The following is a 19,875-nucleotide window of genomic DNA, read 5'->3' as shown; positions in this document are numbered from 1 at the left end:
CTAAATTTTTATTGAAGTAAGAATAACGTTTAAAAATTTATAAAATTGTAAGTTAAATATTTCAAAACAAAACAATCAAAGTACTATACGCAATTCAATTACAATATTTTTGCTTAATAATCAGTTGTTTAGTCTTTTAACACCCCTTTAGAATTAATGTATAAATAGCCAAATAAAAAAAATACTATCTTTACCGATCAAACGTTTATGAACTTAAGCTGCGCTTTAGCGGCACTACATATATAATTATGGCATGTACAAGTTGTTCAACCTCAGATGGTGGCGCACCAAAAGGTTGTAAAAATAATGGGACTTGCGGCACCGATAGCTGCAATAAATTGACGGTTTTTGACTGGCTTTCTAACATGAGCCCGTCTAATGGAGAGGCGATTTTTGATTGTGTTGAGGTTCGTTTTAAAAACGGCCGTAAGGAATTCTTTAGAAATTCGGAAAAATTAACTTTAAGTATTGGTGATATTGTAGCAACTGTTGCTTCACCAGGACACGATATAGGAATTGTTACTTTGACAGGCGAATTGGTTAAAATTCAAATGAAGAAAAAAGGAGTAAATCCGGAGAGTAACGAAGTTCCTAAAATTTATAGAAAAGCATCTCAAAAAGACATCGACATTTGGTCTGTAGCGCGTGATCGTGAAGAACCAATGAAAGTTCGCGCACGCGAATTAGCGATTCAGCACAAACTGGAAATGAAAATATCTGATATTGAATTTCAGGGAGACGGATCAAAAGCAACTTTTTACTACACCGCAAATGACAGAGTCGATTTTAGACTTTTAATTAAAGATTTCGCAAAAGAATTCAGTACCAGAGTAGAGATGAAACAAGTTGGTTTCCGTCAGGAAGCGGCTCGTTTAGGCGGAATTGGTTCTTGCGGAAGAGAACTTTGCTGTTCAACATGGCTTACAGATTTTAGAAGTGTAAATACGTCCGCTGCTCGTTATCAGCAATTATCACTAAATCCGCAGAAATTAGCCGGACAATGTGGTAAACTAAAATGCTGTTTGAACTATGAGTTAGATACTTACATGGACGCATTGAAAGATTTTCCGGATTACGATACTAAATTAGTGACGGAAAAAGGTGATGCTGTCTGCCAAAAACAAGATATTTTTAAAGGATTAATGTGGTTTGCCTACACCAATAATTTTGCAAACTGGCACGTTTTAAAAATTGATCAGGTAAAAGAAATTATTGCTGAAAACAAACAAAAAAATAAAGTTTCTTCGTTAGAAGATTTTGCAATCGAAGTTACTTCAGAGCCTGAAAAAGACTTTAATAACGCAATGGGTCAGGAAAGTTTAACCCGTTTCGATCAGCCAAAAAGAAAGAAAAAACCAAACCGCAAGAAAAAGCAAAATGCTGAAACGGCAGCTGTTGCGACACCTGAAAAACCAAAACAAGCACATAATCAAAATAATAAGCCTGCGGGAGGAAATCCAAATCCGAATCAGCAGCAGAACAAACAAAACAACCCAAATAAACCAAATCATAAGAACAAGCTGAATCCGAATAAAAACAATTCGAACAAGCCAGCTTCAAATGAAAATAAACCAGCTGAACCTAGAAAACCTATAATTATCACAAAAAATGAGAATAAAAAATAGTGTGATTCTTCTTTTGGCGGCGGTACTTCTTTTTTCGTGCGATAAAAAAAGAGTATTCGACGAGTACAAATCTGTTGGAAGTGCCTGGCACAAAGACAGTATTGTAACCTTTGACCTGCCAGTTTTAGATTCAACCAAAAAGTACAATTTGTTTGTAAATTTGAGAGATAACAACAATTATCCTTTCAATAATTTATTTTTAATTGTGGCTATTGAAACGCCAAGCGGTTTCACAAAAGTGGATACTTTAGAGTACCAAATGGCAAACCCGGACGGAACATTGATGGGAAATGGTTTTACTGATATCAAAGAAAGTAAGCTTTTTTACAAAGACAATGTAACGTTTAAAGGAAAATACAAAGTTCATATCAAACAAGCCGTTAGGGAATCAGGTAAAATTCCCGGAGTTGAGGCTTTAGAAGGTATTACAGACGTAGGTTTTAGAATAGAACAAAAAGATTAGAAAAATAGTTATGGCCGCTAAAAAAAACAATCAAACCAATACCGTAAAGGATATTAATTATTACAAAAAGAAATTCTGGAGAATTTTTGCCTATTCACTTTTAGGCGTTCTGGCTTTCTTTTTATTTGCCTCTTGGGGATTATTTGGCTCAATGCCTTCTTTTGAAGACCTAGAAAACCCGGATTCTAATTTGGCTACTGAGATTATTTCTTCAGATGGAGTTGTAATTGGTAAATATTTCAAAACCAACAGATCACAACTTAAATACTCTGATTTACCAAAAAGCTTAGTTGAAGCTTTAGTTGCTACCGAAGATGCTCGTTTTTACGAACATTCAGGAATTGACGGACGCGGAACTTTAAGAGCTGTTTCTAGTTTAGGAACAAATGGTGGAGCGAGTACATTAACACAACAGCTTGCAAAACAATTATTTCACGGAGAAGGTTCAAAATTTCTTCCTTTTAGAATTGTACAAAAAATAAAAGAATGGATTATTGCCATTCGTCTGGAAAGACAATATACCAAGAACGAAATTCTTGCAATGTACTGTAACGTATATGATTTTGGAAATTATTCTGTTGGAGTAAGTTCTGCAGCACAGACTTATTTCTCAAAAGATCCAAAAGATTTAACAATGGACGAATCAGCTATTTTAGTTGGAATGTTCAAAAACTCAGGATTATACAATCCGGTTAGAAATCCCGAAGGAGTAAAAAACCGTCGTAATGTTGTGCTTTCGCAGATGGCAAAAGCAAAAATGATTACAGAAGCTGAAAAAGAAAGATTACAGGCTTTACCAATTGCATTAAAATTCAAACTGGAAAGCCACCGTGAAGGAACAGCTACTTATTTTAGAGAATATCTTCGTGATTACATGAAAAAATGGGTAACTGAAAATAAAAAACCAGACGGTTCTGATTACGATATTTACAAAGATGGTTTGAAAATTTACACAACCATCGATTCGAGAATGCAGTCTTATGCAGAAGAAGCAGTTTCTGAACACATGAAAAATTTACAGCAGCAATTTTTTATTGAAATGAAAACCAATAAAAATGCGCCTTTCGTAAATATTACACAAGCTGAGACAGAAAGAATTATGATGCAGGCCATGAAAAATTCTGACCGTTGGGCTCAAATGAAAGATGCTGATAAAAGCGAAGATGATATTATTGCTTCTTTTAAAGTAAAAACAAGAATGCGTGTATTTACATGGAAAGGCGAGCGTGATACTATCATGACGCCATTAGATTCTATTCGTTATTACAAACACTTCTTGCAATCAGGATTAATGGCAATGGAACCTCAAACAGGTAACATTAAAGCCTGGGTTGGAGGAATTAATTACAAATATTTCCAATACGATCACGTAGGTCAGGGAGCAAGACAAGTAGGTTCTACATTCAAACCTTTCGTTTATGCAACTGCGATCGAAGAGTTAAATATGTCTCCTTGCGACTCTATTCTTGATGGACCATTTATGATTCATAAAGGACGCCACCACGTAACAGAAGACTGGGAACCAAGAAACTCTGACAACAGATACCGCGGAATGGTAACTTTAAAACAAGGTTTAGCAAATTCTATAAATACCGTTTCTGCAAAATTAATTGACAGAACTGGCCCAGAAGCCGTTGTTGACTTGACTAGAAAATTAGGTGTAAAAACTGAAATTCCGGTACAACCTTCAATCGCATTAGGAGCAGTAGATATTACAGTTGAAGATATGGTTGCTGCATACAGCACATTTGCAAACCAGGGAGTTTATGTAAAACCTCAGTTTTTAAGCCGAATTGAAAATAAAAGCGGTGAGGTTATTTACGAACCAATTCCGGAATCTCACGACGTTTTAAATAAAGATATTGCCTTTGCCGTAATCAAATTATTAGAAGGTGTAACCGAAACTGGTTCTGGAGCACGTTTACGTACACAGGGCGGTGGAAGCGGAGATAACCGTTGGACAGGATATCCATACATGTTCAAAAACCCAATTGCTGGTAAAACAGGAACAACACAAAACCAGTCAGACGGTTGGTTTATGGGAATGGTTCCAAATTTAGTTACCGGAGTTTGGGTAGGATGTGAAGATCGTTCGGCACGTTTCAAAAGCTTAACTTATGGACAAGGTGCAACTGCAGCGTTGCCAGTTTGGGCTTATTTCATGAAACTTTGTTATAAAGATGAAAACCTTCAAATCTCGAAATCAGAATTTGAACGTCCGGCAAATCTTTCTATAAAAGTAGATTGTTACCAAAGACCAGCTGTTGTAAAAGACACAACGCAGACAGAACAAAATACAGACGAATTTGAACTATAATTTAAGTTCGGTTTTTTAAATAATAAATCCTCTTGTGATCTTCTAAGTATGGAAGAATACAAGAGGATTTTTTTTAGAATACAATCGGTTTTATTTTCAAGCAATTAAAAAACATATTGTTTATACTCCGTTAGGAGTTAAATATCGGTAGCGAGTAATAGTGACAAAACTTTGAAGATGTCCCGTAGGGACTACATCTTTTAAGATTCTTGATGAACTTGATATATAGTCCCTACGGGACAAAAAATATTACTATTAATAAATTTTCTACCAATATTTAATCTCTACGAGATATGTTTCTATGTGTTAGAATTAAATAACTATTTTTAAATTTTATTTTTTACGAAATCGTTATAATTCAATCTAAAAATCTTATTTTTATCAAAAATATACGGTAATAAAGACAGTTTGTTATGATAACAAAAAAAGTTAAGAATGTTCAGGATGCTATTGCAGGAATTGAAACCGGAATGACAGTTATGTTTGGTGGATTTGGTTTATGCGGAATTCCGGAAAATACAATTGCAGCATTGGTAAACACTCAAATTTCAGATTTAACTTGTATTTCAAATAATGCAGGTGTAGATGATTTTGGTTTAGGACTGCTTTTGCAAAAGAAACAGATCAAAAAAATGATTTCCTCTTATGTAGGTGAAAATGCCGAGTTTGAACGCCAGATGCTCTCGGGAGAATTGGAGGTTGAATTAACGCCGCAGGGAACTTTAGCAGAAAGATGCCGCGCCGCTCAAGCCGGAATTCCTGCCTTTTTTACTCCAGCCGGTTACGGAACTGAAGTTGCAGAAGGAAAAGAAGTCCGCGAATTCAACGGAAAAATGCACATTATGGAAGAAGCTTTCAAAGCGGACTTTGCCATTGTAAAAGCATGGAAAGGTGACGAAGCCGGAAACCTAATTTTTAAAGGAACAGCCAGAAACTTTAATGCTTGTATGGCTGGTGCCGGAAAAATCACGATTGCTGAGGTTGAAGAACTGGTTCCCGTTGGCACTTTAGATCCAAATCAAATTCATATTCCGGGAATTATGGTACAGCGTATCTTTCAGGGAGAAAAATTTGAAAAGAGAATTGAGCAGCGCACCGTAAGACAGAGAGCGTAATTAGATAATGAGATAATTTGTCGATTAGATAATTATAAACATTATCTAATTATCAAATTTTCTAATTAACACATTCAAGACATGTTAACAAAAGAAGATATAGCGAAGAGAATCGCAAAAGAAGTTAAAGACCGATATTTTGTAAACCTTGGAATTGGAATTCCAACTTTGGTTGCCAATTATGTTCGGGAAGATATTGCTGTTGAATTTCAAAGTGAAAACGGAGTTTTGGGAATGGGACCTTTTCCATTTGCAGGAGAAGAAGATGCCGATATTATCAATGCAGGAAAACAAACCATTACAACATTGCCTGGAGCTAGTTTTTTTGATTCGGCTTTTAGTTTTGGAATGATCCGAAGCCAAAAAGTAGATTTAACTATTTTAGGCGCGATGGAAGTTTCTGAAAATGGAGATATTGCCAACTGGAAGATTCCGGGAAAAATGGTAAAAGGAATGGGAGGTGCAATGGATTTAGTGGCTTCCGCCGAAAACATAATTGTTGCGATGATGCACGTGAACAAAGCGGGAGAATCTAAAATCTTAAAAAAATGTACTTTGCCACTAACTGGTGTAGGATGCGTTAAAAAGATTGTAACAGAGCTTGCAGTTCTCGAAGTAACGGAAAAGGGTTTTAAGCTCTTAGAACGAGCGCCAGGTGTTTCTGTCGAGCACATTATCGCTTCAACCGAAGCAGATTTGATAATTGAAGGCGAAATTCCCGAAATGGATATCTGATTTTAATCTTCCAATTAATTTATATAAAAGAGAATCTTCATTTTTGAAGATTCTCTTTTTTTATTTTTAAGATGAAATAACAAGTAATCTTTTTATTTAGATTTGCTATGAACTAAAAAAAAAACACATTTGGAAAAGTTTGAAATAGATATTAAATGGGGAAGCTATTTTTTTATAGCAAATATGACCATTTCGATTATAATAGTGTTGTTAATGTTTTTAATTAATAATTACAGTTTAATATATTTATATGATGCTCTTATTCCAGTTTTTATAATTCAGCTGATTTATTTTACTATTAAAGCTGCCAGAGAAAACAATCAATATCATTTAAGTAAAGGTCTTCGAAAGATTTTTGTATTCGTTAGACTTTTGGTTTTCTATTACTTATTGGCTATGTTTCCAAATACAACAACAAACGATTCAAATAGTTCGATTTTCTTTTTATTTCTTCCTTATAGAAAAAAAGATATTTCAGAATTAGTTGAACATTATTCAGATGAAGATGACGAAATTACCTTGAAAGAGTTTATGGTTAGATTAAAAAGAAAATTTTCCAGAGCATAACCATTTGTTCATATAAAGAATAAAAAAACCGCCTTTTGGGCGGTTTTTTTATTTCTATTTTGATCTATTTAAAGTCTTTTGTCTGTATTTCAGTATATTAAAAATAATTTATATATTAATTTTCGCACATATTTGCTGCTTAATTCTTATACTTTGTTATATAAAAGTTAAATTTACGTAAAAAATGTTGCATTTTATCGATTAACGGCAAATTTCATCGATTATCTAACAAAATTAAAATACTTTTATCTCAAATTTAAGTATTTACTTACTTTAATTGATTTCAAAAATTATTTTTAACCAAACTAAAACCCCCACTTATTATGAAAAAAAAATTACCAAAGATTATTGTGACCGCAATTGTTCTTAGTTTTTCTTTTTCTGCCTTTGCACAAGTCCAAAAAGATGACAAACGTGTAGAGGAGAAAAGCGTTTCAGAAAACGGACAGCCCAACTTAATTAAGTTTAATGAACTTTCAAGTTATAAGAGTTCTGAATCACAAAAGGTTTTTAAAGAACAATTAGGTTTAAAAGATTCTCAATCCTTCACAAAAATTAAAACAGAATCGGATAAACAAGGTTACACACATGAAAAATTTCAATTGTATGAACAAGGAATTAAAGTAGAATTTGCCAATTATACTTTACATTCAAAAGATGGAAAATTAGTTTCGATGAACGGTGAATTTTATAACATCGAAAACGTGAAACTAGCTCCGTCACTTTCTGCACAAGATGCATTTAATAAAGCACTGGGTTATACCCGCGCAACCGAATACCTTTGGGACAAACCACAAGATGCCCGCGAGCTGGGTTATGAAAAACCAAAAGGAGAATTGGTTCTGCTTCCAGACATGGAACAGCAAGGTCAAAAAAGAGGAAGCGACAAAGTTCGTTTAGCTTATAAATTTGACATTTATGCGACAAAACCATTAAGCCGCGGTGATCTTTACATTGATGCCGAAACTGGAAAAGCATTGTTTTATAATGCTACTATAAAACACTTGAACGATAATGTTCACGGAAGTAAAACTTCAGATGTAGCTAAAAAGAATGAAACAGCTTCAAAAATGGCATTCGTTGCAGCAAATGCAGCAACACGTTACAGCGGAACGCAGACCATTCAAACTACATTAAGCGGATCATCTTATATTTTATCAGATACATCTCGTGGTTTAGGAATCCAAACATATAATTCTGCAAGAACTGCGACTTATCCAACAACAAATTTCACCGATGCAGATAATAACTGGATAGAATATAACAACACCAACAAAGACAATGGAGCACTTGATGCACATTGGGGAGCTGAAATGACATATGATTATTGGTCAGCTGTTCATGGAAGAAACAGTTTTGACAATGCTGGCGCAAAAATTAAAAGCTACGTGCATTATAATTTAATTGCTGCTGGATATTCAAGTAATAATAATGCTTTCTGGAATGGAAGCGTTATGACTTACGGCGATGGAAGCGGTACCGGAGGATTTGATATTTTAACTTCACTTGACGTTGCTGGACACGAAATTGGTCACGCGGTATGTACTTACACAGCAAACTTAGCGTACCAAAAAGAATCAGGAGCAATGAACGAAGCTTTCTCTGATATTTGGGCAGCTTGTATTGAATACCATTCAGCACCAACAAAATCAATCTGGCTGGTTGGTGAAGATATTGAAAGAAGAAGCGGACACGTTGCTTTACGTTCTATGAGTGATCCAAATGCTGAAGGACAGCCGGATACTTATGGAGGAACATATTGGGTAAACGTAAACTGTACACCAACAAACAATAACGACCAATGTGGAGTACACACAAATTCTGGAGTTTTAAACCATTGGTTTTACATTCTATCTGTAGGTAAATCAGGAACAAATGATCTTGGAAACGCTTACAATGTAACGGGAATCACTCTTGATAAAGCAGAAAAAATTGCTTTTCGTTTAGAAGATTTCTATTTGGGAGCAAACTCAACTTATGCTAATGCAAGAACTTACGGAATACAATCGGCTATTGATTTATACGGAGCTGGTTCTGCAGAAGTTATTGCAACAACAAATGCGTTTTACGCAGTAGGAGTTGGAGCCGCATATTCTGGAGGAGGTTCTGATACAATTGCACCATCTGCACCAACTAGTTTAGCTGCTTCTGGAACAACAGGAACTACTACAAACTTAACTTGGACAGCTTCTACAGACAATGTTGCCGTTACAGGATATGATATTTACCAGGGAGCAACACTTAAAGGTTCTTCAACTACAACTTCATATACAGTAACTGGATTAACTCCTTCAACAGCTTATACTTTTAGCGTAAAAGCTAAAGATGCTGCGGGAAATATTTCTGCAGCGAGTAATACAGTAAACGTAACAACTACAACAACTTCTGTATCATATTGTTCATCTCAAGGAAACGACGCAACTGATGAAAGAATTGGTAAAGTTGTTTTTGGAACGATTAATAATACTTCTACAGCAACAACAGGTTACGAAAACTTTACTGCTATTTCTACAAATGCAGCTAGAGGAAGTGCCTATACTATAACAATTACACCAACATGGACATCGACTGTTTATAATGAAGGATACGGAGTATTCATCGATTATAACCAAGATGGTGATTTCTCAGATTCTGGAGAAACGGTGTGGACAAAAACAGCATCAAAAACAACTCCGGTAACAGCAACAATCACAATTCCTGCTACAGCAGCTTTAGGAACAACAAGATTAAGAGTTTCTCTGAAATACAACGGAGTTCCAACGGCTTGTGAAAGTTTCTCTTACGGACAAGTTGAAGATTACTCTATAAACATTACAGCTTCTGGAACAGTTGCAGAAGAAATCACAGCAGGATTAGTTGAAACTGCTGCACCAGCTGGTTTTGCAGTATATCCAAATCCGGTTGAAAGCGAATTAAATGTTTCAATTTCAGAAGAAAATGGATATTCATATAAAATCTTAAATACATTAGGACAGCAGCTTGGTTCAGGTCAAGTTGCCGGAGCAATTGATGTAAGTAAATTAAGCACAGGAATTTATCTTATCGAATTAAATAATGGAGATAAGAAAATCGTGAAGAAATTTGCTAAAAAATAAAAACCCGAATTAGTAGATAAAAGGCCTCGCATTTTGCGGGGCTTTTTTCTTTTTTTAACGCAAAGGGCGCTAAGGTTTTTCGCAAAGTTCGCGGAGTTTTTTTAATCTCGCAAAGTCGCAGAGTCGCAGAGTTTATTGTTTAGATTCAATAGCGTCCAGCTTTAGCTGGATGTAAAGTAAGCAAAGTAAAAGGGCTTTAGCCAAACAGTAATTTGTTTGGCTAAAGCCCTTTTGTGTAATCTTATCCTTCCTCCAGCTAAAGCAGGAGGCAATTAATAAAAACTTTGCGACTCTGCCACTTTGCGAGATTCTTTCATTCAGAAATAAAAATCCCTGCGAACTTTGCGAAAAACCTTTGCGTTCTCTGCGTTAAAATTCTATAAACTAAAACTCATTCTTCCGAAGTAATAAGCCCCAGTAGTTCCCATTTGAACCGGTGCATATTTAAACACTCCGAAATAACTGTTCTCATAGATTTGTTTATCCGGGAAAACATCAAATAAGTTATTAGCACCCAAAGCAAACTGAAGTTTTGGCGTTATTTTATAAGCAATTGTCAAATCCGTAACCACTTTTCCATTGTGTCTTTGGATTCCGCCGAAAGGAAAACCATCACGAACAACTTCACCAAAATAGGTGTTTCTCAATAAAAAGTTCCATTTGTCGATATTGTAATTTACAGCAAAAGTTCCTTTATGTTTAGGTGTATTCGATTCAATCAAACTTCTTTCCTGTGGTCCGTAATACACATCTTCCTGACCAATAAATATCGACGGAATATTGTTCAATTGATTATCAACCTGGTTGTTGTTGTAATTATACAATAACGAAAGATTCAATTTACCACGTCCCGCATTTAAATCATAATCGATAACAACATCAATACCGTTTGTAGTAGTATTAATTGCATTTGTAAAGAAACGACCCGTTTGCGCACCATATTGAGCAAACAAATTACGAAGTTCCGGCACAGGTTCTCCATAAGCATCATTTCCTAAATTTCCAGTTAGGATAATTCTGTTATCAATTCTGATATGATAATAATCAGCTGTAATATGCAATTGTTTTGTTGGAGAAAAAACAACTCCGAAACTATAGTTTCTGGAAGTCTCTTCTTTCAATTTCGGAATTCCAAGCTGTTTAGCCACATCGCTGTCATTTCTAAAAATACCCGAATTTAAAAGCTCTCCGTCGACAACATCTGTTGCGATATTATTGAAATATTGCTGATGCAAAGAAGGCGCTCTAAAACCAGAACTAATTGCTCCACGAACAAAAAGATTATCCAGAATTTTATATCTCAAAGATAATTTTCCATTAATCGTATTTCCAAAATCAGTATAATCTTCATAACGACCAGCAATTCCAACTAAGAATTTATCTGTAATATCTGCTTCAACATCAGCATAAACGCCAACACTGTTTCTGTCTTCGTTCACTTCATTCAAAGGAGAAAACCCAGGAAAAGATTGTGCGCCGCCGTTGATGTAAGAAGCTTCTTCGCCGGGAACAATTTTGTATTTTTCATATCGGTATTCAGCACCAAAAGCAACATTCAATCCGCTGAAAATATCTTTATACAATCTTGAAATATCCGCATTTACCGTATTTTGAAGAAAAGAATGATTTCCCGCTTTAAATTCTGTCGGGCTTGCATCGCCTAAAGAAAAGTTGTTTGTGTTTGAAACATCATAAACAAATTTGTTTTCTCCGATAGTATTGCTCAAATCCAGTTTCCATTCGCCAAACTTAAATTTGAAACCAAAAGAAGATGAAAGATCTGTTACAACTGAGTTCAATTCGGGCTGAAAACCAAATGGAAAAATTGAAGCCACAACACTTTCGGTTTCACTTGGTAAACGTCTAAAACCGTAACCCGTTCCTTTCCTGTGGCTCACACCTCCAGAAGCATAAAACTCAATTTGATCGTTTAACGGAATGGAAGCATTAAAGAAACCTTGGATGTTCTGGATTTTTGCATCACCAATCTGGAAATTGAAATCATCACGTTTTAAACCATTTTTAGCTAATAAATTATCATCAATTTGACGGGATTGAGCCGGATCATCTGCATATTCATAAGCAAAGAAGTTTCCCTGTGCCGATTGATCAAAAATAATAAGATTATGATTTTGAGAACGATTCGTTTTTTGACGGTCATTAAATTCACCTGTAAAGTTTATAAAACCGCCTTTGTTTCCAATTTTAGTTCCGTAATTCAGGTTTAAATTAGTAGTTTGTCCGTCATCTCTCGATGTTGAGCCATAAGTAGCATTTGCTTCTAAACCCGCATTATCTTTTAAAACTAAATTTATTACTCCCGCAATAGCGTCAGATCCATATTGTGCTGCCGCTCCATCACGTAAAACTTCAATTCGTTTAATTGCCGAAGCAGGAATCGCACTCAAATCTGTACCAACAGAACCGTTTCCAACCGTATTTTGATAGTTTACCAATGAAGTTGTATGTCTTCTTTTTCCATTAATTAAAACCAAAACCTGATCTGGGCCCAAACCTCTTAAAGATGCCGGATCAATATGTTCCGTTCCATCTGCAGAAGATTGTCTGTTTGAATTAAAAGACGGAATCAAATACGTTAAAATATCATTTGTTGTAGTCTGCGGCGTTGTATTTCTGATTTTTGCCAAATTCACAACGTCAACAGGAACCGCTGTTTCCAATTTGCTTTTCTTTGGGTTTCTGCTTCCAACTACCACAATTTCATCTAAACTATTATTTTCTAAAACCAGCTGAATATCTACAAAATGATCTTTTGCCACAATTTCTCTGGTTTGATAGCCAAATAGCGATACAATAAGTGTTGGATTATTTACTGCAGATGATATCTTGAATTTCCCTAACGCATCACTTGTCGTACTCGTTTTAGAACCTTTTACAAGAATCGTAGCAAATTCTAACGGAATTCCCGTTTCTGTTGTAATAGTTCCGCTGATTTCGTGATTTTGGGCAAAAAACAAACTGCTCGATAAAGTGAGAATGAGTGTTATAATAAGTTTTAGTTTTTTTCTCATAATAAATGGTTTTGAAATAAAAGAAAGGCAAAAAATAAATTACCTACTACTTATATAGGATAAAGAATAAAATGCAAATGTAATTGTAAAAAACTAAAATCAATTTATATAATCTTGTTTTTTCTAAGATATGCATGTCAATTTTTAGTTTTAATGAAATATCTTTGCATAAATTTAAAAAGAGAAAAAATGAAATTAAGAGTATTACTTTTTTTGCTTGCTATAACATTTAATGGTTTTTCGCAAAATAATGTATTGGTTTTTCAATCAGATTTTGGTTTGAAAGATGGAGCAGTTTCTGCCATGAAAGGTGTTGCAATGGGTGTTTCGACCGATTTGAAAATATTTGATTTAACGCACGAAATTCCGGCTTTTAATATTTGGGAAGCAGCATATCGTTTATCGCAGACAGCTCAATATTACCCAACGGGAACTGTTTTTGTTTCGGTTTGTGATCCGGGAGTTGGTACTGCAAGACATTCTGTAGTTTTATTGACAAAATCAGGACATTATTTTGTAACTCCGGATAACGGAACTTTGACTTTAATTGCTGAACAATTAGGAATTCAGGAAGTTCGTGAAATTGATGAGGTAAAAAACCGCCGTCAAAACTCAAATGAATCATATACCTTTCACGGACGTGATGTATATGCTTTTACCGGAGCACGTTTAGCATCAAAAACAATTACTTTTGAAGAAGTTGGACCAAAATTACCAAGCGAAGTTGTTAAAATTGATTACCAAAAACCAGTATTTGAAAACGGTGTTATAAAAGGCGGAATTCCAATTCTTGATATTCAATACGGAAATGTTTGGACAAATATTGATAAAAAGACTTTTGCTAATCTAGGTTTGAAAGCAGGGGATTTTGTTAAAATTCAGATTTTCAACGGAACTAAAAAAGCTTACGAAGGAAAACTAAAACTGGTAAATACTTTTGGAGAAGTTCCGGTAGGAACAGACGTTACGTATTTTAACAGCCTTTTGAATTTTTCATTGGCAGTAAATCAAGGCAGTTTCTCAGCAAAACATAAAATTTACAGCGGAGCTGACTGGACTATTTTGCTTAGCAAATAAGCTGAAGTCATCTTAATATAAAAAAGAAAAACCGCTCAATTGAGCGGTTTTTTTATAACTATTGCAATTTTGTTGCGGTTGTTTAAAACTTAGTTCAAATTGAAAGAAGCTCCTAAACTAAAAGTAACCTGATTGTTTAAATGATCGAATACGTCATTATTACTTCCGTATTTTGCAATTGGAAAAGCAAGTTCTGAAAACACACCAAATCCGTCAGTAAAGAAATAACGTCCGCCAATGTGCCCGCCAAAATTATGTAAACCTAAATTTAAACCAGGATAAACATCTAATTGTTCAACACCAATAACGCTGCTTAAATTAGCATTAATTCTTGCTTTTGCATCAAAACGATCTTTAAATTCTGGTTTGTGATCAGTGTAGTAAGTTGGGCCTCCGTGGTAGAAACCATTATAATTATCTACACCAAGTAAATAACTTGAAACAAATCCGAAAGAGAAATTTTCTCCTAAACCAAAATCAATAGATCCCTGAATTCCTGAACCTCCATCTTGTAGATTAGCACCTACGTTTACTCTCATGTCACCTTTTCCAGTAAAAGCTTTCTGTGCATGAATAAATCCGAATGATACCAAAAACAATAATGTGATAACTTTTTTCATAACTTAAATATTAATTATTTTGCTGTGCAAATTTAAATTTTTATATATCAATTCCTACCTTTTTCGTTAGAATACAATTCATTTAACGGTTCGCTTTGCCAGAACTCCTTGGTATCCACATTCATAATCGTTAAAGGGCCTTTAAAAGCAGCACCCGTATCTACATTCCAAACACATGCTTTATTTATGGGCACCGTTTCTCCAATTCTGGTAACGGGAGTATGTCCAATATAAATTTCTTTATAAACCGTAAAACGTTTCGGATAATATAAATCATCAGGTTTTAAGTTCGGGTCTAATGCCAATGCCGATTCCCAAAGTGTTCTGTCCCAATAAAATAATTTCGGAAAGTATTCCCAGACAACGCCATTTAAATTCGTAAATCCGGCATGAACGAAAAGTCGGTTTTCATCATCCAGATAATAATCTTTCAGCGATTCAAAAAAAGCGATATGTTCTTTTTTTCGTTCAGGCGAAATTTTAGAATATCCTTCAACAGTAGCTTTTCCACCATGTTTGTACCACATTTCTTCATCCAGGTCTTCATGTCTGTTCTCCAGCCAGTCAAGAGCCAGCTGATCATGATTTCCTCTAATGAAAATACAGTTTTGTGTTTTTTTAAATTCTATAAGAAAGTCGATAACTTCTGCCGACTGGCTCCAGCCGTCAACATAATCACCTAAAAATATAAGAGTATCTTGTGTAGTAACTTCGGCTCTTTTCAACACTTGCTCAAGTGCGAGTAATCCTCCGTGTATGTCGCCTATAACAAATGTTCGCATTGTTTAATATTTCGAGTAAACTACAAAAATAATTAAAATGATTCGTTTGGAATCATTTAGTTGTTAATCTTTAAAAATTGATACTATTTATAACTATAGTACCGTTCTTTTTATTGCTTTTACTGTTTAAATTTGCATAATGTCAGATGTGCCAACATATCGAAAAATCATCCATATTGATATGGATGCTTTTTATGCTTCGGTAGAGCAAATGGATAATCCTGCTTTACGCGGAAAACCTGTTGCTGTTGGCGGTTCAGAAAATAGAGGAGTAGTTTCGGCCGCAAGTTATGAAGCCAGAAAATTTGGTGTTCGCAGTGCAATAAGCGGCGTTTTAGCAAAAAAATATTGTCCCGAAATTATTTTTGTCCGACCAAGATTTGATCGGTACAAAGAGATTTCTTCTAAAATCCATAAAATCTTTCACGAATACACAGATTTAGTTGAACCGCTTTCGCTGGATGAAGCTTATCTCGATGTGACCCAAAATAAAAAAGGAAATCCAAGTGCCAGTTTATTAGCAAAGGAAATCAGGCTCCGAATTTTAAATGAAGTTGGACTTACGGCTTCGGCAGGAATATCAGTAAATAAGTTTGTAGCCAAAATTGCCAGTGATGTCAATAAACCAAACGGACAGAAAACGGTAAATCCAGATGAAATTATACCTTTTTTAGAAGAATTGCCTATTCGAAAGTTCTATGGAGTTGGAAAAGTTACAACCGAAAAAATGTATCAGCTCGGCATTTTTACCGGACTGGATCTTAAAGGTAAATCGCTGGAATTTTTGGAGAAACACTTCGGTAAATCAGGCACTTTTTATTATAAAGTAGTTCGGGGAATTCACAATAGCGAAGTAAAACCATTTCGGGTTACAAAATCTGTCGCTGCAGAACATACTTTTGACGTCAATTTATCTTCAGAAATCTTTATGCTCGAACAATTGGAAAGAATTGCGGTTTCATTAGAAAAAAGATTAAAAAAACACAATATTTCTGGTAAAACAGTTACGCTTAAAATCAAATACAGCGACTTTACCCAGCAGACAAGAAGTAAAACGCTGCCTTATTTTATTTCAGATAAAAGTTTGATTATGGAGATTGTGGAAGAATTGCTGTATCAGGAAAAAATGAAAGATTCTGTTCGTTTGCTCGGAATTTCACTCAACAATTTGAATAACGAAGAAAAAAAAGCCGTTGTAGTACAACTAAAGTTTGCATTTTAGATTTGGTAAAGTTTTAGTAAAATTTTACTAAATGAGGTTTTCCCGTAATTTATTTTGTAACTTTAGTAGTAAGTTTGAGAGAAAAGATTTCTAAAATTCATTTCATATGAAAAAGAATAGCTCTGATGATACAGCAAACCGGACTTGGTTGCCTATTTTGGCCTTAGATCTTCATTATGAGTATTTAAATGAATTGAAGGCAGTTTTTGCCGATATGAAAAAGGTAAATAAAATCTCCAATCAATTTACCTGGAACGATAAAAATCTTAAAATCGAGGAAAGAATCAAAGACGAAGTAGTGCTTATTACTGATTTAGATTTAAAAATTGTCTTTGCCTCCAACAGAATCAAAAGAATGACGGGATATAAAGAAGATGAAATTTTAGGCAAAACACCTAAAATGTTTCAAGGCCCGGAGACTTGTAAAACTGTTTTAAAAGAAATTCAGGAAGCAATAAAACTAAAAGAACCTTTTAAGAAAACCATCCAAAACTATAAAAAAGACGGCAGAAGTTATAAATGCAGCATGGATGCAACTCCAATTTATAATTTAAAAGGTGAGCTCTCTCATTTTATAGCTTTTGAAAAAGAAGATAAAAGCGCTTAAGTATTTTATGCCACAAAGGCGCTAAGACGCAAAGATTTTTTAAGTAAGAAATAAATAAAAAACCGCCTAATTGGGCGGTTTTTATTTTTAAAATCTTTGCGTCTTAGCGCCTTTGTGGCAAAAACTTATAAATTTTCAAAGAAATCATTTCCTTTATCATCAGTGATAATAAAGGCAGGGAAATCTTTTACGGTGATTTTACGAACGGCTTCCATTCCTAATTCTTCAAAATCAACAACTTCAACTTTTAGGATATTGTCTTGTGCCAAAATAGCAGCGGGACCACCAATAGAACCTAAATAGAATCCGCCGTATTTGTTACAGGCATCCGTAACTTGTTTCGTACGATTTCCTTTGGCAAGCATAATCATACTTCCGCCATGTTTTTGGAATTCATCCACATAAACGTCCATACGTCCGGCAGTTGTTGGTCCAAAACTTCCTGAAGCCATTCCTTCCGGAGTTTTTGCCGGTCCTGCATAATATACCGGATGGTTTTTAAAATATTCCGGCATTGGTTTTCCGGCATCCAGTAATTCTTTAATTTTTGCGTGTGCAATATCACGGGCAACAATTACAGTTCCGTTTAGTTTTAAACGTGTTTTGATAGGATATTGAGATAATTTAGCCAAAATATCTGCCATTGGCTGATCTAAATCAACTTCAACCGGAGCTTCTAAATGCGGAGCTGTTTCTGGTAAAAATTGTTTTGGATTTACTTCCAATTGTTCAACGAAGATTCCGTCTTTAGTGATTTTTCCTTTGATATTTCTATCCGCAGAACAAGAAACTCCTAATCCAACCGGACACGAAGCGGCGTGACGCGGTAAACGAATTACACGAACGTCATGTGTGAAATATTTTCCTCCAAACTGAGCTCCAATTTCACTTTCCTGACAGATTTTTTGAACACGTGCTTCCCATTCTAAATCACGAAAAGCCTGACCTGCCATATTTCCAGAAGTCGGCAAGTGATCATAATATCCTGCAGACGCTTTTTTAACGGCACTTAAGTTTGCTTCCGCAGAAGTTCCACCAATAACCAAAGCTAAGTGGTAAGGAGGACAAGCCGAAGTTCCTAAATCTTTGATTTTTGCTCTCACAAAAGCATCCATAGATTTATCGTTTAATAACGATTTGGTTTGTTGATACAAGTATGTTTTATTTGCAGAACCACCACCTTTTGCCATAAATAGGAAATCGTATGAAGTTCCTTTTTTAGCATATATATCAATTTGTGCCGGAAGATTTGAACCTGAGTTTTTCTCTTCAAACATCGAAATTGGTACAATTTGAGAATAACGTAAATTACGTTTTTGGTATGTATTGAAAATACCACGGCTTAACCATTCAGCATCATCAACACCTGTAAAGATGCTTTCGCCTTTTTTTGCCATTACAATCGCTGTTCCGGTATCCTGACAGCTTGGTAATTGGCCTTCGGCAGCAACCGAAGCATTTTGAAGTAAATTGTAAGCTACAAAACGATCATTGTCTGTTGCCTCAGGATCGTCAAGAATGTTTCTTAGTTTTTGTAAATGTGTCGTTCTAAGCATGAACGAAACATCTGTTAAGGCTTCTTCAGCCAGTAATTCTAAACCTTTTGGATCAACGGTTAAAATTTCACGTTCTCCAAATTGCTCCACTTTTACAAAATCAGAGGTGATTTTGCGGTACTGTGTATCATCCTTTAAAATTGGGTAAGGATCCTGGTATATAAAATCAATCATTTCTTTGTTTTTTTACAAAGTTAAAAATTATTTACCTAAGAAAGAATTTGAATTAGGGGCTTGTATTTATATTTTAAACTGGACTGAAGTCCAGCCCTACAATATGATTCGAGCCGTTGGCTCTTTTTTTAGTTCCTAAGGGACTATGAATTTCAATATCATCAAATATGATGATGATCCACATAAAGTTCCGAAGGAACAATTCATTTTGTAGGGCTGGACTTCAGTCCAGTTTAAATTGTTACGATGTAATCATATTAAATTTTCAAAAAGATATCGTTCATCAAATTTAGCATTGTGTTTGTTTAAAAAAGAAGAATATTCCTCTTTGAAATTTTGCTTTTTATGATACTCTTCTTGATTTTCAATATATTTATACACAGCATCAATGTGAGATTTACTATATGAAAAGACACCGTAACCTTCCTGCCATTCAAATTTGTATTTTGTCAATTGATGATCATTGATATATTTTGAAGATTTTCCTTTTACAGCTTTCATTAAATCCGAAACAGAGATTGTTGGTTTAAGAGCTAGAAGACAATGAACATGATCTTCAGTTCCGTTTACTATTATGGTTTTGCAGCCAGTTTCATTTATTAAATTCCCTATTACGCTTAATATTTTAGATTTGCAATCATTTGTAATTTGTGCTTCTCTGTATTTAACTGCAAAAACTGCTTGTATATAAACTTGATGAAAGGTGTTTGACATTTTGTATTGTTAACGATTATGATTTTGTAAATATATAAATTTTCTTACAAAAAATGCAATGTTCGTTTATTATGTTTAAACTGGACTGAAGTCCAGCCCTACAAAATGAATCGTTCCTTCGGAACTTTATGTGATATCGTCCTTTGCGAAACTTTATGTGACATTATTATTATA

General features: G+C 34.7%; 15 protein-coding genes. 10 read left to right on the top strand and 5 right to left on the bottom strand.

Annotation, left to right across the window (positions count from 1 at the left end; genetic code table 11):
- Nucleotides 1-248 precede the first annotated feature (248 nt).
- The 7 genes from APR43_RS17085 to APR43_RS17055 all read left to right on the top strand — a co-directional run bounded on the left by APR43_RS17085 (nucleotide 249) and on the right by APR43_RS17055 (nucleotide 9,917).
- Nucleotides 249-1,625: a stage 0 sporulation family protein gene (locus APR43_RS17085; protein ID WP_053473119.1), complete on the top strand. Its 1,377-nt coding sequence runs from the start codon at nucleotides 249-251 to the stop codon at nucleotides 1,623-1,625.
- A complete protein-coding gene (locus APR43_RS17080; RefSeq protein WP_053473118.1) occupies nucleotides 1,609-2,088 on the top strand; it encodes a gliding motility lipoprotein GldH in 480 nt (159 codons plus the stop codon). The genes APR43_RS17085 and APR43_RS17080 overlap by 17 nt, the downstream gene beginning before the upstream one ends.
- Nucleotides 2,089-2,098: 10 nt before the next feature.
- Complete coding sequence (locus APR43_RS17075; RefSeq protein WP_053473117.1) at nucleotides 2,099-4,405, top strand: penicillin-binding protein 1A; 2,307 nt, start codon at nucleotides 2,099-2,101, stop codon at nucleotides 4,403-4,405.
- Between the two features lie 413 nt (nucleotides 4,406-4,818).
- Nucleotides 4,819-5,520, top strand: a complete 702-nt coding sequence (locus tag APR43_RS17070; RefSeq protein ID WP_053473116.1) for a CoA transferase subunit A — start codon at nucleotides 4,819-4,821, stop codon at nucleotides 5,518-5,520.
- Nucleotides 5,521-5,601: 81 nt separating this feature from the next.
- Complete coding sequence (locus APR43_RS17065; protein ID WP_053473115.1) at nucleotides 5,602-6,255, top strand: CoA transferase subunit B; 654 nt, start codon at nucleotides 5,602-5,604, stop codon at nucleotides 6,253-6,255.
- Nucleotides 6,256-6,384: 129 nt separating this feature from the next.
- Nucleotides 6,385-6,822: a hypothetical protein gene (locus tag APR43_RS17060; protein ID WP_053473114.1), complete on the top strand. Its 438-nt coding sequence runs from the start codon at nucleotides 6,385-6,387 to the stop codon at nucleotides 6,820-6,822.
- Between the two features lie 323 nt (nucleotides 6,823-7,145).
- Nucleotides 7,146-9,917 (top strand): M4 family metallopeptidase, encoded by a 2,772-nt coding sequence (locus APR43_RS17055; RefSeq protein WP_053473113.1) that lies wholly within the window; start codon nucleotides 7,146-7,148, stop codon nucleotides 9,915-9,917.
- Nucleotides 9,918-10,294: 377 nt separating this feature from the next.
- On the opposite strand, the gene APR43_RS17050 is transcribed toward APR43_RS17055, so the two are convergent.
- Nucleotides 10,295-12,949 (bottom strand): TonB-dependent receptor, encoded by a 2,655-nt coding sequence (locus APR43_RS17050; protein ID WP_053473112.1) that lies wholly within the window; start codon nucleotides 12,947-12,949, stop codon nucleotides 10,295-10,297.
- 189 nt (nucleotides 12,950-13,138) lie between these two features.
- On the opposite strand from APR43_RS17050, the gene APR43_RS17045 reads away from it, so the two are divergent.
- Complete coding sequence (locus APR43_RS17045; protein WP_082356455.1) at nucleotides 13,139-14,026, top strand: S-adenosyl-l-methionine hydroxide adenosyltransferase family protein; 888 nt, start codon at nucleotides 13,139-13,141, stop codon at nucleotides 14,024-14,026.
- Between the two features lie 89 nt (nucleotides 14,027-14,115).
- Here the strand turns inward: APR43_RS17045 and APR43_RS17040 are convergent, their stop codons facing one another.
- On the bottom strand, nucleotides 14,116-14,646 hold the full coding sequence (locus tag APR43_RS17040) for a DUF6646 family protein (RefSeq protein ID WP_053473110.1): 531 nt from the start codon (nucleotides 14,644-14,646) through the stop codon (nucleotides 14,116-14,118).
- A gap of 47 nt (nucleotides 14,647-14,693) precedes the next feature.
- The gene (locus APR43_RS17035; protein ID WP_053473109.1) at nucleotides 14,694-15,428 is read right to left on the bottom strand and encodes a metallophosphoesterase family protein; all 735 of its coding nucleotides are present in this window, start codon (nucleotides 15,426-15,428) and stop codon (nucleotides 14,694-14,696) included.
- 139 nt (nucleotides 15,429-15,567) lie between these two features.
- Here APR43_RS17035 and dinB point away from each other — a divergent pair, with 139 nt between their 5' ends.
- Together dinB and APR43_RS17025 are read left to right on the top strand one after the other, a co-directional pair.
- Nucleotides 15,568-16,650 carry a DNA polymerase IV gene (gene dinB, locus APR43_RS17030; protein WP_053473108.1) on the top strand — a complete coding sequence of 361 codons (1,083 nt, stop codon included), beginning with the start codon at nucleotides 15,568-15,570 and terminating at the stop codon, nucleotides 16,648-16,650.
- Nucleotides 16,651-16,756: 106 nt separating this feature from the next.
- The gene (locus APR43_RS17025) at nucleotides 16,757-17,257 is read left to right on the top strand and encodes a PAS domain-containing protein (protein WP_053473107.1); all 501 of its coding nucleotides are present in this window, start codon (nucleotides 16,757-16,759) and stop codon (nucleotides 17,255-17,257) included.
- Nucleotides 17,258-17,382: 125 nt separating this feature from the next.
- Here the strand turns inward: APR43_RS17025 and APR43_RS17020 are convergent, their stop codons facing one another.
- Together APR43_RS17020 and tnpA are read right to left on the bottom strand one after the other, a co-directional pair.
- Nucleotides 17,383-18,987 (bottom strand): fumarate hydratase, encoded by a 1,605-nt coding sequence (locus APR43_RS17020; protein WP_053473106.1) that lies wholly within the window; start codon nucleotides 18,985-18,987, stop codon nucleotides 17,383-17,385.
- Nucleotides 18,988-19,239: 252 nt separating this feature from the next.
- Nucleotides 19,240-19,701 (bottom strand): IS200/IS605 family transposase, encoded by a 462-nt coding sequence (gene tnpA, locus APR43_RS17015; protein WP_053473105.1) that lies wholly within the window; start codon nucleotides 19,699-19,701, stop codon nucleotides 19,240-19,242.
- Nucleotides 19,702-19,875: the final 174 nt, after the last annotated feature.

It is taken from the genome of Flavobacterium sp. NLM (assembly GCF_002210235.1).
In the GTDB taxonomy this organism is placed as follows: Bacteria; Bacteroidota; Bacteroidia; order Flavobacteriales; family Flavobacteriaceae; genus Flavobacterium; species Flavobacterium panici.
Note: the sequence above shows the minus strand (reverse complement) of the source record. Positions and strands in the feature narration are given on the sequence as shown.